Source organism: Brevibacillus sp. FIR094, assembly GCF_050477165.1.
Taxonomy (GTDB): Bacteria; Bacillota; Bacilli; order Brevibacillales; family Brevibacillaceae; genus Brevibacillus.
On record NZ_JBEAES010000036.1, the window covers coordinates 39,521 to 53,741 of the forward strand.

The 14,221-nt window shown below is 44.7% G+C and carries 17 protein-coding genes; 10 read left to right on the forward strand and 7 right to left on the reverse strand.

Annotated elements, in window-relative coordinates; all coding sequences use genetic code 11:
• Positions 1-50 precede the first annotated feature (50 nt).
• Positions 51-941 carry a hypothetical protein gene (locus ACQ5DJ_RS24640; RefSeq protein WP_429844730.1) on the forward strand — a complete coding sequence of 297 codons (891 nt, stop codon included), beginning with the start codon at positions 51-53 and terminating at the stop codon, positions 939-941.
• Between the two features lie 491 nt (positions 942-1,432).
• Positions 1,433-2,905, forward strand: a complete 1,473-nt coding sequence (locus tag ACQ5DJ_RS24645; protein WP_429844731.1) for an MFS transporter — start codon at positions 1,433-1,435, stop codon at positions 2,903-2,905.
• Between the two features lie 36 nt (positions 2,906-2,941).
• On the opposite strand, the gene ACQ5DJ_RS24650 is transcribed toward ACQ5DJ_RS24645, so the two are convergent.
• The 6 genes from ACQ5DJ_RS24650 to ACQ5DJ_RS24675 form a co-directional block, all read right to left on the reverse strand.
• On the reverse strand, positions 2,942-4,147 hold the full coding sequence (locus tag ACQ5DJ_RS24650) for an MFS transporter (protein WP_429844732.1): 1,206 nt from the start codon (positions 4,145-4,147) through the stop codon (positions 2,942-2,944).
• A 75-nt stretch (positions 4,148-4,222) separates the two neighbouring features.
• Entirely contained in the window at positions 4,223-4,774 is a 552-nt protein-coding gene (locus ACQ5DJ_RS24655; protein WP_429844733.1) for a MarR family winged helix-turn-helix transcriptional regulator, read from the reverse strand.
• Positions 4,775-4,851: 77 nt separating this feature from the next.
• The gene (locus tag ACQ5DJ_RS24660; RefSeq protein ID WP_429844734.1) at positions 4,852-5,514 is read right to left on the reverse strand and encodes a formylglycine-generating enzyme family protein; all 663 of its coding nucleotides are present in this window, start codon (positions 5,512-5,514) and stop codon (positions 4,852-4,854) included.
• Positions 5,515-5,516: 2 nt separating this feature from the next.
• Positions 5,517-5,885 carry a DUF4180 domain-containing protein gene (locus tag ACQ5DJ_RS24665; protein ID WP_429844735.1) on the reverse strand — a complete coding sequence of 123 codons (369 nt, stop codon included), beginning with the start codon at positions 5,883-5,885 and terminating at the stop codon, positions 5,517-5,519.
• A gap of 11 nt (positions 5,886-5,896) precedes the next feature.
• Positions 5,897-6,553, reverse strand: coding sequence for a TetR/AcrR family transcriptional regulator (locus ACQ5DJ_RS24670; protein WP_429844737.1), 657 nt, complete (start codon positions 6,551-6,553; stop codon positions 5,897-5,899).
• Between the two features lie 130 nt (positions 6,554-6,683).
• Entirely contained in the window at positions 6,684-7,703 is a 1,020-nt protein-coding gene (locus ACQ5DJ_RS24675; protein ID WP_429844738.1) for an AraC family transcriptional regulator, read from the reverse strand.
• Positions 7,704-7,845: 142 nt separating this feature from the next.
• Here ACQ5DJ_RS24675 and ACQ5DJ_RS24680 point away from each other — a divergent pair, with 142 nt between their 5' ends.
• Complete coding sequence (locus ACQ5DJ_RS24680; RefSeq protein ID WP_429844739.1) at positions 7,846-8,421, forward strand: NAD(P)H-dependent oxidoreductase; 576 nt, start codon at positions 7,846-7,848, stop codon at positions 8,419-8,421.
• 93 nt (positions 8,422-8,514) lie between these two features.
• On the opposite strand, the gene ACQ5DJ_RS24685 is transcribed toward ACQ5DJ_RS24680, so the two are convergent.
• Positions 8,515-8,760 (reverse strand): hypothetical protein, encoded by a 246-nt coding sequence (locus ACQ5DJ_RS24685; protein ID WP_429844740.1) that lies wholly within the window; start codon positions 8,758-8,760, stop codon positions 8,515-8,517.
• A gap of 215 nt (positions 8,761-8,975) precedes the next feature.
• On the opposite strand from ACQ5DJ_RS24685, the gene ACQ5DJ_RS24690 reads away from it, so the two are divergent.
• The 7 genes from ACQ5DJ_RS24690 (at position 8,976) to ACQ5DJ_RS24720 (ending at position 14,057) form a co-directional block, all read left to right on the forward strand.
• Positions 8,976-9,455 (forward strand): DUF4265 domain-containing protein, encoded by a 480-nt coding sequence (locus ACQ5DJ_RS24690; protein WP_429844741.1) that lies wholly within the window; start codon positions 8,976-8,978, stop codon positions 9,453-9,455.
• Between the two features lie 140 nt (positions 9,456-9,595).
• Positions 9,596-10,126, forward strand: a complete 531-nt coding sequence (locus ACQ5DJ_RS24695) for an ECF transporter S component (protein ID WP_069845969.1) — start codon at positions 9,596-9,598, stop codon at positions 10,124-10,126.
• 314 nt (positions 10,127-10,440) lie between these two features.
• Positions 10,441-10,893 carry a hypothetical protein gene (locus tag ACQ5DJ_RS24700; protein WP_429844742.1) on the forward strand — a complete coding sequence of 151 codons (453 nt, stop codon included), beginning with the start codon at positions 10,441-10,443 and terminating at the stop codon, positions 10,891-10,893.
• 149 nt (positions 10,894-11,042) lie between these two features.
• Positions 11,043-11,417, forward strand: a complete 375-nt coding sequence (locus tag ACQ5DJ_RS24705) for a DUF2500 domain-containing protein (RefSeq protein ID WP_429844743.1) — start codon at positions 11,043-11,045, stop codon at positions 11,415-11,417.
• Between the two features lie 483 nt (positions 11,418-11,900).
• The gene (locus ACQ5DJ_RS24710; RefSeq protein WP_429844744.1) at positions 11,901-12,365 is read left to right on the forward strand and encodes a GNAT family N-acetyltransferase; all 465 of its coding nucleotides are present in this window, start codon (positions 11,901-11,903) and stop codon (positions 12,363-12,365) included.
• A 669-nt stretch (positions 12,366-13,034) separates the two neighbouring features.
• Positions 13,035-13,166 carry a hypothetical protein gene (locus ACQ5DJ_RS24715; RefSeq protein ID WP_429844745.1) on the forward strand — a complete coding sequence of 44 codons (132 nt, stop codon included), beginning with the start codon at positions 13,035-13,037 and terminating at the stop codon, positions 13,164-13,166.
• 585 nt (positions 13,167-13,751) lie between these two features.
• Positions 13,752-14,057, forward strand: a complete 306-nt coding sequence (locus ACQ5DJ_RS24720; protein ID WP_173608843.1) for an NIPSNAP family protein — start codon at positions 13,752-13,754, stop codon at positions 14,055-14,057.
• The last annotated feature ends 164 nt before the right edge of the window (positions 14,058-14,221 follow it).

Below are 14,221 nucleotides of genomic sequence, written 5' to 3' on the forward strand. Positions count from 1 at the left end.
GGGACTCCGCCCTTCGAGGTGCGAGAATCTTCCTCCGGAGGGCGATGCCGATGAGGGATGCTGCGGAAGGTCAACAGAAGCACGGGCAGCAGGAGCACATCGAGACGCTGCCGCTGTTCTCCACCACGGACACGGGCGGACGGATGACTGTGCTCCTGCCGGGACGTCGCGTCGGACGCGCAGCTCCACTGCTGCCGTGGCTGCTCGCAGCCGCTGCACTGTGGGCGCTGACAGGCTCCGTGCCATTCGGTGCCCTGCTCGGCCTGGCGCCTACACCTGCGATTAGCATGTTCCTCGGTCATCCGGTCACGGTGGGCGTCGCCGTGCTGTTGTTGTTCTTCGCGATGGGTGCGACCGGCGGATTGTACTCGCGAGCGGTCGAGCAGTTCGGACAGATCAGGGTCGCCGGCCTGTTCGCGTCGCTCGCGGTCTCAGGAGGACTCGTCGCAGACGCGGGAGTCCTCCTGCTCTGGACGCTGACAAGCGATCCGTCGCGCCCCTTCGACCTCGAAGCCATTGCAACGTCGCCAACGATCCCGCCAGAGCTCGGCGCCGTCGTCGGAGCCGGCTTCGCCCTCTGGGCCGCCATCACGCTCCTGCGATTGCCCGGGTCGATCGCCCACGCCCGGCGGCGTCAGGCGGACATTGATCGCCTCCGTGTGGAGGGCTCGGCATTCACCGGGACGCTGACCGCCGTGTGCTTCACGAACTGCTGGCTCTTCGATCTCCCGATATTCACGGTCGAGGTAGGTTACATTGTCGACGGTGCTCCTCGTGTCGTCTCAGCGCACATGCGCACCAGCGCCGACCGCGTCCCCCTCGTCGGCTCGCGTATGCTCGTGCTGACCGACGATCGCGGGACCACCCACGTGGAGCTGGACTCGTCCAATGGAGCGACATTCGAACCGGACGTAAGGAAGTACGCCGCACCGGACGGCTGATGCTACTGCTCTGACCGCTTCGACCGGTGCACTGATCGGGAGCGGCGAGCGCATCTGTTTGATCGATACAACACCGGTATTCTGTACGTTATATCCGGATTAACAATTGCAAGATTCTTTTTGCCCTCGATACGTTTCAGCGTGCCACTATTGTGCAAAACAGTTTAGTTCCATAGATTATGACCATCCTGCTTGTTTCACAACAGTTAATGTCGATAGAGAAGGGCACATGTAGTGTAAGAGAACAAAAGAGACGCGATCCCTCGCGTCCCGTTTACTCTTCTTTCTTTATTTGGTCGGGCTTATCCTCAATCATTGTTATCATTTCTTTATGGTACCAACTTATTACATATATTAATGTATTTTTTCGTTTTTCTGTCTTTTTAATATACAATATCGACACAGGAAAGACCCCAATTTGTTCACTTTCTCTGTCAAAAAAAATGGTAGGATAGAGAGGAATCACTTCACAAAAATGAGGAGAGTAACAAGTGAGGGTACATCCAATCTACATTTTACGCCTAACAGGTCTTTTAGATGGCCTTTCCTTATTGGTATTGTTGAGCATCGCGATGCCTTTGAAATACATTTGGGGGATAGATAAAGCGGTAACCATCACAGGAAGTATTCACGGTGGGATCTTTTGCTTATATGCGCTGGCGATCTTCTATTCGGCCATTCGCGTGAGATGGAGTCTTTTATGGCCTGCTGCAGCTGTACTCGCAGCATTTGTCCCATTTGGGAATTTTTATTTAGATCGCAAGCTAAAAAAGGCACAAGACACCTATCCTTTGAAGCCATTTAACAATGCCCTGCTTGTGTACGGCATCGTTTTTTTTTCGTTCTTTGATTTATTCTCACAGCTACCGGTTATGAGTACATTTGCCGCTTCCGTTGGTGCCAGCTCGTTTGTCATAGGTTTTGTCATTGGTCTGTATTCGTTAGCCAATACGTTTGGCAACGTGATCTCTGGCATGATGACGGATAAGATCGGTCCATCTAAGCCTTTATTGATCGGATTGATTTTAACGAGTTGTGCCTTGCTGCTGTATCATGTAGTCGATCAGCCCTACCTTTTGATCATCGTTCGAATCATTCACGGTTTCGTCGCTGGTTTAATTGTTCCCGCTGCCTTTACTTTCTCTGCGAATACCACCGTTCATGAGCAGCAAGGGAGAAAGGTCGCTTTCACTGGTACATTTGTGGGACTAGCGGCTATTATCGGCCCAGCCTTCAGTGGCATTATGGCAAGCAAAACCTCCGTGCCTTTCGTCTTTACGTGCGTAGCGGTCATAGGTTTTTTACTAGCCATCCTGTCGGTCATTTTTCTTCGTTCAACGAAAACATTTACGAAAGAAAAGCGCGATACGGACGTTCCATCATCAGCCCTGATCTTGAATGCGGGGATAATCAAGGCTTATGGCGGTGCCTTTTTGCTCATGTTTTCACAAGGTGTGATCGCTTACCTTTTGCCCTTGCATGTCCAATCGCTTGGCTATGATTCGAAATTAAGCGGTACGTTATTGAGCACGTTTGGGCTGATTGCCGTTCTGCTTTTCGTGCTTCCTACCAATCGGATTTTCGATCGTGTTGCCCCTTCCAAAACAATGGCCATCGGAATTGGTTTCATGGGCGTGAGTCAGTTGCTTCTTGGGCAATCCACCACGACATTCGCCCTGTACTGCGTGTTAGCTCTATATGGAATAGGCTTTGCTTTCTTGTTTCCTTCTGTGAATACGATGCTGATTCGAGCTACGCCGGAAGAATTCCGTGGGAAAGCATACGGGTATTTATACGCCTTTTTCTCTCTCGGTGTTGTTGTCGGATCTTCCCTATTAGGGTGGCTGCCCTTCTCCATTGAGGAAGGGTTTCTGTTCACAGGAAGTCTGCTGCTCGTGTTTGCCGCTTTCATTGCCATGCATAAGCAGCGAGAACGCTTGCTGAATCAACAAAATAATCGGTAACAGCCATCGTTTGTAACAACAAAACCTCCTCAACCACTAAGCTAGTGGCGAAGGAGGTTTTGTGCTAATGCTCTCAACCGCGGTATCACTACGAATCAGGCATGCAGCCAACAGACCAATGCCAAGTACGATGGCAAGGAGTACAAAAGTAAGTCCATAGCTGCCAATATTCATAAAACGGATAGACAAGATCGGCCCAAGACTTGTTCCCGAAAACAGGATAAACGTATAAACCGAAACCGCAATTCCCCGCGATTTGCCCCCTAGCTGTCCAATAAGCGCGATCAGGGAAGGAACGGATAACGCAATTCCGGCAACGAAAAGCACACTCATACCGATCAAAAGAGACAAATTAGATAACATACCGAGAGAAGCCATACTGATCACTGCTAGACCTAACCCGCAACGTAGCACGGCACGTAAGCCAAACCGCTTTGCTAGCCCGCCCGCCAGTGGGGAAATGAGCATGCCCACTACACCAATCGTTCGAACAAGCAGAATATCCTTGTTGTTAAGCCCAAAATCAGGTCCCGCCAAATAACTACCCAAGACCGTATACATATTAACGAATGACATGAGTAATACAAGAGCAATCATGTAGCTCAAGACGATATTGGTTTGTTTAAACATGGAGGGAATTCGCTTAATCGGCTCCCAAATATTCACGGTAGCAAGGGGACTCTCTTCTTTTGGCAGCCACCTCATCACCACGAGCAGCGTCACGAAATAGAGTGCAGCAAGCATATAGAATACAGCGTGCCAACTATATTGTTGACTCATGAAGCTACTGATCACTTGACCAATGATCCCAGCCGCCAAAAATCCTGTGCTGATAAATCCAATTGCCGTTACCCGTTTTGCCGCAGGGAACATTTCCACAGCATAGGCGAGCGCAACAGGCGAGAACGTAGCAGCGGCAGCACCTTGCAAGCTCCTGAGTACAATGATCCATGCGAAATCATCTGCACTTCCAAGCAACAATGAAAAGAGAGTCAGGGCAATCAGCCCGATCACGATAACCTTCTTGCGACCATACTTTTCGGACAACGGTCCATAAATCAGGCACCCTATGGCAAACCCAACGGAAAATGCGCTGCCTGTTGCTGCAGCCTGTGTCAATGTAATGCGGAAAAGATCGGCAAAGATTGTCATAAGGGGAATCGTGACGTATAAGCTCGACATGACGACGATTCCTGACCAGCATAGGATGACAGTCATGAGTGGATAGTTTCGCTGCGACATAGCACACCTCTTTTTCAAATTATGTACACTCATTATAGTTAGATTATCTAATTATATTCATAAAAAAATATGCTCTTATCTTCCCACCCCCAATTTCTCTTCCATGCTGCAATTCAACTTCATCAAGATTTTTTCCAGCAGCATCCGTTCTTCCTCTTCTAATTCGCTCATAATGGAGGAGCAGGCAGACCAGAAAACTGGCAGTGCTCTGGCTACTAATTCTCTGCCTTCCTGTGTTGTTTTGACATGAATCTTGCGACCATCCAGCGTGCTTTGCTCCCTGATGATCCAGTGCCTTTTTTCCAACCAATCCAGCAAAGCTGTAACAGAAGCACGCCGAATGCCCAGCCTGTCTGCCAGCGAAGAGGGGGTGATAAGCTCTCTGTCTTCGTGTAACGTAAGCAACAGCAACACGTCCCATTTACTCTCCGTTATGCCAAATGTCTCCAAACTCAAGTCAATGGCGTCTATGGCGTTATCCCCCAGCCAGAGCATCAATAACCCCAAATGAGCCAATTTGCGATCCGTATTTTGCAGAGCTGTTTTTTCCATCAGATCCAAATACGGCTGAATACCTAGTTTTGGCAATTGATCAGATGTATGCTCTCTCTTGTTTTTTCTGCTCATGATCCACCTTGTGTATAATTAGATTATCTAACTAAATCCAATGTAACGGATTTTTTGGGATTTTGCAACCCCCTACCTTATAAGGACCTGGCAAGGCGAAAGCCGAGATCATCAATTCGAAACGTGGGGTGACTGCGTCTGCGGCACGTCGCCCCACACCCTCTGGCCTCTTCTGCCCAGCTGCCACCGCGAAAAATTCGGTAGGAGTCGTAAACGTTCACATCATAAAGGTCCCAGCACCACTCCCAAACATTTCCCAGCATGTCATAGAGTCCCCACGCATTCGGTAGCTTTTGTCTTACCGCATGTGCTGTACCCTCAGCGTTCTCTTGGTACCATGCGATCTCATCCAGCTCGCCGTACCGATAACCCCCCGTCCCCGCTTTACACGCGTACTGCCATTCCGCCTCTGTCGGCAGACGATAGCCATCCGCTTCCTCATTCCATACGACACGCTCACCATCTTCACTCATCGAGTAGCATTCCGTGAGACCCACTCGCCGAGATAGCAGATTACAAAACGAAATTGCATCGTTCCACGAGACATTTACAACGGGAGCCTCGGGGTGGTCATTCGGTCCAGCTGATTTTTGTACAACTGAGAAGTATAACGCATTCGTAACAGGAACCGGTGCGAGTAAAAAAGAATTCACCTCGGTTGTCCATGTGGCCTTGATTCGATCGTCCCGTAATTCGATTTGCCCTGCTGGGATGTTCACCATGGTGTACGCTCGCTCCATCTCTATTTTACCTGGCTTAACTTCTCGATCGCCTGCTCTTCGTTCGGTAAGAAAAAGATATCGTTTCCGTTGTTGGATTCATAGATGAAGTCTTTTAGACTTTTACTTGTGTACACCGAAAAATCTCCTACAATTGCTATTTTCACCCGATAATTAATGAACTTCTGAAGGATTTCGCCAGCAAGGCGTGTTTTCAAATCGAAAAAGCTTTCGCCCAGCAATGATTTGTTGAAAATGATACGATCACTGTCTGCTTGATAATGTACCGTTGCGATCAGGTCCAATGCGGACTGCACATCCTCGATAAGTACCTCGCTACCACTCACAATGGCAATATTTTTCCCACCAGCTTCTACCTTTGTAATATTCATGTGTACCCTCCTCATCTTCTATTGGTAATCTGCCTCACATAATCCTCACAAATATATCGGTTGTCTTCGCCGGTTGCTGGCTGAACGCTCGCCACTCGAAAGAAGCTCAAGCCCACAACCATCGCCATGAGTCCGTAGGCAGCGCTTTGCGAATCCTCTACGGACATCAACCCGGTTTGATTCCCGTATTCAAAAATCTTGGTGATGCCCTGCAAATCTCTCGTATAACTCTTCGCAACCACTTCTTGGAGATTGGGGGCCAATGCGGCTTTGGAGAAGAATTGTACAAAGAGTCTAGCTTGATCTTCATGCGGGATGTACATGTCAGCGACGCCATCCAGTTGCGAAACATTGATCCCTTTTTCCTTGTCGTTAACATATGGCGGCAAAATATGCCTCAGCGTAACGTCCATCATTTCCTGAGCTGTCATGGTGTTCTCAATGTCAGATTCGATTTTCAAACCATAATAGGCCAAGAATGCCTGAAAGGCTTCACTCGTCAAATTATCCTTATTCTTAAAATAATACGTGACGACACCTTTTGAGCAGTCCGCATACTCTGCCACCTTATCCAGCGTCATGCCATCAATCCCGTGGTTGCTAATACACGTTAGGGTCGCATTGATGACATCTGCTCGGCGCTTTGGTTCCATTCCTAATTTTGGCATGATCTTACCTCGTTTATTTATACTGTACAGTCGGAATAAAAAAAGTGTACACCATGATTTTCCAATTTGTCAAACGAAGAGGCTCCCTAACACAAAAAAACACGCTTACTCAGCGTGTTCCATCCTGACGTTACATGGCAAGTGCTTGGCGACTGACCCGAAATTGCCCCGGTGTCTGCCCCGTCCATTTCTTGAAAGCATTTTGAAAGGCGCTTGGATCTGAAAAATGAAGCAGGTACGCAATCTCTCCGATGGAATGCTCCGCTTGCTGTAAATACCCCATCGCCATTTCTTTGCGGACATTCGTGGTCAATTCATGGTAGGAGGTGTCCTCCGCCTTTAGTTTCGCTTGCAAGGATCTCGTACTCATATGAAAAGCAGCGGCAGTCTGCTGTAAGGTCGGAAAAGCCGCAGGCATACATCCCAGCATCCATTGAAACACGCGGTCCGAAAATTCACGCCCTCTGATCAGCTTCTCTCTAATTTCTTCCGCGATTGGTTCAAAAGCTTTACGCAGCCGGACATCTGAATAAAGAATCGGGTATTGTAACACTTCTTTGCCTACCAAGAGCCCATTTTCTTCTCCACCAAAGTGAGGCTCCACTCCGAACAAATTCAAATAAGGTGCGATATCGGCCGTAGCGTCGTGTGTAAATTGTATCGCCTGTAACGGAATAGACCGATGACTCATACGGACGATCAAGTGGTACAAGGAGCTGACCATATCCTCCATGCAATGTCGAGACACGCTCCCAGGGCTTCGTCTATGAAACCGCAGGAGAACATCGTTCCCCCGCTCTTCCCACTCCAGCTCGTACCCGCTGCAAAGGATCACGTGATACCGCTTATAAGCCTTCAATGCATCCACGATTTTTTCCGAATGCATCATAACATACCCAAGAATGCCCAGATCGGCAATATCGGTTAACTGTCCTTGATGCAGTCCGAAATGATCATCCTGTGTGTATACGGCAGCTTCTTTCATCAAGCGCTCAAGCTCCGCTTCGTCAATGCGAGCCTCCACATCCTGCAACAAAGCACCATCGAAAGAAATATGATCACAAAAACGCTCAAAATCAAGCTTCTTGTGAGTGATTGTTTTCATAATCGGATACACCATCGAAATCGCAAACCCATGCGTATTTTCCAAGTACGGAACCTCCTTTGCGTGAATCCACAACATTTATGCGCTTTCGATCATTCATCTGTTCCATTCCACACGATATGCTGAATACAGTTCAGTTTACCACGATTCGTCGGTTATGGAATCAACTCTACTGGGGGTTATGAAAATGAACATTCTCGTTATCATCGGACATCCTGATCCCGAGAGCTATTGCTCTGCGTTGGCGCACGCCTATATGAAAGGAGCTAAAGACAAAGCAGCACAAATTCGCACTATTGATTTGAGCCAAATCTCTTTCGACCCGAATTTGAAGTACGGATATCGGAAAAGAACGGAGCTAGAGGATGACTTGAAAGAAGCGCAGGACCTCATCCGTTGGGCGGATCATCTGGTCATTGCCTATCCGACTTGGTGGGGCACGATGCCCGCTATCTTGAAGGGATTTTTTGATCGTGTCCTTTTATCAGGATTCGCCTATAAATATCGGGAGGGTTCATCACTCTGGGATAAGCTGTTAACGGGCAAAACCGCACATTTGATTGTAACGATGGATTTCCCATCTTGGTACAATCGATTGATCTACTGGCAAGCCGGACATCTCGTGATGAAACGCAACATTTTGAAGTTTTGCGGGATCAAGCCTGTGAAGGTTACGGAGATCAGTGGAGTGAATGCCTCGTCGGATGAAAAGCGCAAAAAGTGGCTGGAGAAAGTGAAACAGCTTGGGGAGAGACTAGCCTAAGCGTACTGTGAAAAAGCTGAACCAGAGCGACAAAACAAAAACTCAGGCCCTATTTCAGCTTGAGTTTTTCCTGTTGCCTTACTCGCGTGTCCATCAGCATGTTTGGCGCCGCATGAAAAACGGTTCCTGGATGTAATTCGTAGACAGTCCATTCACACACATTCTCGCTGCTCTGCGAATGGTAAAAAGAAAACCGTGCCATACCGTCCTGAATTCACGTAATACATTGTTCGGCTGGATGACGAAACGATAGGTACCTACAATCTCAGAGGAACAACTAGCAAATACTTCGGCTAGTTTATCCAAATCTGAACTGTCCTGCACCTGCTTCCTGTCCAAGATATATGGTTCCTTTTTTACAGCCATATTTTATCATAGGCTTTTATCAGCGTATCTCTTTTCCATAAAGCCGAAGAGCTTATTAAAAAACCAGATGATATATATGGTAAAATAAAGAAACAAATGGTAGTAGGAGACTTGACGGACGCATTGCTATCATTGGCCTAGAAAACACGTTAGGTCATAAAAAGAAAGAGATAGGTGTGGAGCATCGTATGGAAGATAAATTTACATTGATTAGGGTTTTTGCTGGCACAAGTTCACAGGGATCAGTTTTAGAAGAGCTTCCTGCAGAATTCCTAAGCGATCAAAAGTTCAAATTATGTGCATCTCCAGGGCTAGCGCTAGGCCTTGCGAAAGGAGATACTATAAAACTCGATCTAAACGGAGATTTTGAATTAATCAAGCATGGTGGAAATTTCTGTATTCAAATTTACAAAGAGCAGCCTATCAAAGAAAAGATAGAAGCAGTTGAGTCTATCGTCAAAAAAGAACTTTCAGGCTCTCTAGATGGATTTCATAATGGTTCACTCGCGTTTACTGCTCCAATCAGCAATGGATTTGATGCAACCAATCATACGTTCAATAAAATTAGAGACGTACTAGAAGCAGAGTACTATTACTCTAATATTTACAAGAATCCATATGATTTTGAAGATGAAGAGTTAGTTAGCTGGGCGAAAGATCTGGATTAATCGTTTGAAAATGTCAGTTCTTCGACTATGGAGTATCCTACTTGGAATGATTTACCTAGACAAATAAATCATACGAAGTGTATATATTATGTAGCTAATTCTGAGTATGATAATAGTAAAAATAAGAAAGAGGCTATCATATGGATTCTACTTTTTCATCAAGAAAAGCAACAAAGACGAAAACCCTCGTTATCAATGCACTATTTATCGCTTTTACTCTCGCAGCCACCATGTTTATCAACCTAAGACTCCCGATCATGGGTAACGGTGGCCTCATTCATCTCGGGAACGTGCCTCTTTTAATCGCAGCTTTTGTGTATGGTAGAAAAACAGGAGCGATCGCAGGAGCATTCGGGATGGGTCTCTTTGACCTTATCTCCGGTTGGACCGCATGGGCGCCGTTTACCTTCGTAATCGTAGGTGCAATGGGCTATGTAGCTGGCCTCATCGCCGAAAAGGTGCCTGGCAATCGGGTATTTGTGTACGCGCTCGCAGTTGCGGCAGCATTGGTGATTAAGATCGTGGGCTACTACTTTGTTGAGGTTATTCTTTACGGTAACTGGATTCAGCCGTTTGGCTCCATTCCGGGGAACGTTTTGCAAGTGGTTGTAGCAGCGGTTATTGTCATCCCGCTGGTGGGACGCTTGAAGAAGATTGTGGGGCAAGGTTAAAAAAGGAAGGATGGGGCAGAGCTCCATCCTTCTTTTTTTGCAAAAATAAAAAGATCGGGGTGGTTCCCGATCTCAGCGATAACCGAACCTTGAAAAAGGAGCGATCCAGTGCTTTATTCTATTTACTTTAAATCAATGCCCCAATTAAGAAGACCTACGAATACAAGAAATAGAAGGATAAATAGTAGTACTTTCATCGTATTTTTCCCATTCATTTACTTATCATCCTTAATTTGTTGTAATTATGGAAATACTATACTTCCATTCTTATTGTTGTCTAAATATTATCATATTTGTTAACGCGAGGGATTCTTTTGAAGAAGATCAGGAAGATTATGGTTGCTACAACATTATTGTCAGCATTTGGAGTTCCTAGTGCAATTGCTACAGAACAAAAAAGTGATGCACAAAATGTTCAACAACAGAAAAATCTTATTAAAGAATACGCTTCAGAATTCAATAAACACTCTGATGAATTAATATATACGGGCTCCCATATGGAGGCTTCTTTTTTTGTCCCACACTCCTTCTGCTACGGTTATGTGCGGAAGGCGGTGATTACCATGACCAAGCATCTATATTACTATGTAAGTTTCGAGGATGCAGCCCGACTCAATCGTGAGTTAATTCAGCTCCGCTATAGGAACTACTATCTGCAGCCACATAAGCACCTGGTGGCTTTTCTTTTCGAGCCCGTTACTGAGATAAGCCGCACCATCTTGAGACACTTGTTTGATGCAGTTGATCTGTCACACCTAAAAAACTAACTCTGCAGGGCTGGTGCTCTACTACGGAGCATCAGTTCCTTAAACTTCTCTCCCGAAATAGTATGTTAAATAGACTTTTTAATTTAAAAGGAAACAATAACCATATTTTCGCGTATAACATGTAAACGAAATATTGGAGTGATAATAGAATGTTCGCAAATGACTTTGGACCATCTTTCTCTAGTGGTTTTGGTCCGCCCTGGTGGTTTTTATTGATTGCTGGAATAATTGTACTTTTCATCTTAGGAGCAATCGTAAATGGTATCAGGATTTGGATGTCAAATAATGCCTCACCAATCTTAACTCAACCTGCAAAAATAATTAGTAAACGCACAAGTACTTCAGGTGGCGGTAATGATACCAGTGTATCAACATACTATTACCTTACTTTTGAACTAAGCAATGGAGAAAGACTAGAATTCCATGTAAAAGGTAGTGAGTATGGCTTACTGGTCGAAGGAGATACAGGCAGATTAACTTATCAAGGCACCAGATATAAGGAATTCAGCAGACGACCTTTGTAAATAGGGTCGTCTTTCTACATTCCTATCTTCTTTCTATACCCCCTCATCACAATTTCTCTTTTGTTAAATCAGTGAAACCTATTACTCCCTGTGACGTAAACTTGGGTGCTCTTATATTTACTCTCTATTTATATTTTGCTGGAAAATCTGCTCATGAAGAAGTGATTCAGGAGTTCATTGGTTCCAAGGGTGGAGCTGTAATTAGTATCGAAAGTGTTTCCTTAGATTCAACACCGTTCCCCGTCTATTCCGAAAATAGGCGACGTAGGCTGGATCTTTTCTGACTAAACACAAGTAATGTTTTGTTAAAAACTCTCTTTCTCCCAATCCCCAGTAGTATTCCAACTACAAAAGCAATATTTTGACTTACCCCTTCTCTGACCTGGTATTGAAACGATTTTCTGCATCCTTATTAAGTGAAAGATTCGTGATAATATGCTTATTAAATCTTTAATGATGACAACGAGGAGGTTTGATTTTCAAATGGCTGAAAAAACGAACAAGAGTATCATGCTTGACATCGCTCCGCTAAGAGCAGAGGATCGCAAGCGTTGGGACGTATTGGCTCGAGACTACAAAGCCTTTTACGAGACAGAGCTCCCAGATTCCACATACGATGAGATCTGGAACCGACTGCTCATTGGCGATAGGATATTCGGTTTCGGTGCGCATCTTCATGGAAACTTGATCGGCATCACCCACTACGTTTTTCAGCCTACGGTCTGGAAAGAAGATGTGTGCTACCTGCAAGACCTCTTCGTTGACGAAACTGCTCGTGGACATGGGGTGGCCCGCGCCCTTATAGAACGGGTCGCTCAAGCTGCTCGAGAACAAAAAGCTTCTGCACTGTACTGGCAAACCCGCCAGGACAATTTCACTGCTCGTGCTCTTTATGACAAAATTGCTCATCATAAAGGCTTCATTCGCTACGACTATACACTTGAATAGAAGTGGAGGCCGGTATCTATTGCGTACAGGATACCGGCATTTTTTCAAGCTTACCTGCTGACCCCATTTAACAAATCGATTGTTATGTTAAGTTGATTGCTTTAATAATCGGGCCTCTCCAAGATAAACTTATCTCCCTCCCACCATTCTGCGTAGTTCCAAACGATATTAGTTAAGTCAAACTCCCTACCGTTTAAAGAGTTCTTTTGAATCCAATCATCTGAATAACCAATCGTCTTCAACATTCACGTAATAGCACGCTTCTCCATCGGCTTCATAGTCCAGAACTTCAAGCGTATTTATTAAGTCGATAGCTTCTTGCTTTTCCATTTCGTATCCCACCTTTACAAATCGTGTGGTTTGTAAAAGAAATTGAATGAAGTTGTAACAAATTACCATTATCTTCGTCCTTAAAGTGTAAGTAGGATCAGTATTTGAATTGTTCTGCCTCTCTTATTTGCACTTTTAATTCCTGCAAGTTTCTTACTTGACCCATCACCAGCCCAAAGAAATGAATTTGGATGGAACTTACAAGCCGGTTCTGCCAATGGAATTGTAGCCAAAACTCCAATTGATGTAGCAAGCAATTTGTTTTACAATGATAGGCCGTTACGGAATGCACTTGTAAAAATAACTTACTTTGACAATAACCAAAATGTGAGCATTGTCATGCAACCTTATGAGGATGGATATGAAGGAACAGTTTTCTTCCAAGGATCAGGAAAATATACTCTTCGATTTTCTGTAGAGAAAGGAAATATTATAGGCTCAGAAGATTGGGAAATTGATGTAAAAGAGTAATAATCAATTTCATTTCTTACACGTCTCATCGAGAAGTGTTTTTTCACTTATACTAATTACCGATGTGTTAAATCAGCGCATAGACAGCATGACCTTTCCTGGTTGCAAAAAATGCTCATCTGCCAGCACGTGGGTGATCACCCGCCTTACAATAGTTGCCAACTTGTCGTTTCCCACCCGGTTTTCATTACTGTGATATAATGAAAATAAAAACAATGGGGTGTATTGTTGAAGAGACAGTTTTTGATGATTGTAAGTAATGTAACAAAACCACAAATGGATAGAGCCACCGAAGTAGTAAAAGATTTTAACGAATTCATTGACTTGATTCCAATTGAGTCTAAATCTGATGGAGGCTATAGCCTATACATCGATATTCAAAAAGGCGATGTTGCTCTAACAGTCTCAGATACACGAACATTCCTGAGAAATTGGTTTAAGTCTTTAAAAATAGAATGTGATTCAAATCCACGAGACTTTTATTAAAAGTCTTTTTTAAATACACATTTTGTAGAACCATATCCCCTCTTGTTCCTAATACTGATGTACAGTAAGATTTAGGAAAAACCATTAGGGAGTGAAAAAATGGTCACTTGTTACTTGAAATATGTTATTGATCCATATCAGGTAAGTGTTTTTGAAGAATATGCAAAGATGTGGATACCTCTTGTCAACAAGTTTGGCGGACATCATCATGGCTATTTCCTTCCTCATGAAGGTGCTAATAATATTGCTTATGCCTTATTTAGTTTTCCTAGCTTGGCAGAATATGAGGATTATCGAAAGAGAATACTGGTCGATGAAGATTGCCAACTTGCCTTCTCACTCGCAGAGCAAACAAAGTGCATCATCAGTTACGAGCGAAGTTTCTTGCGTCCGGTGTTTGAATAATTCTCCTTCAACCTTGTCCATCCTTAGATAGGATGGGCTTTTTTATATAATGAGCATTACTGTAGTGCTTAGTTATATATGAGTTCGAAAATAAAGAACTACATGCTATATAAACTGTCCCCTATAGAGTAGACACTTAAAAAAGTCTGCCTATAGGGGACTTT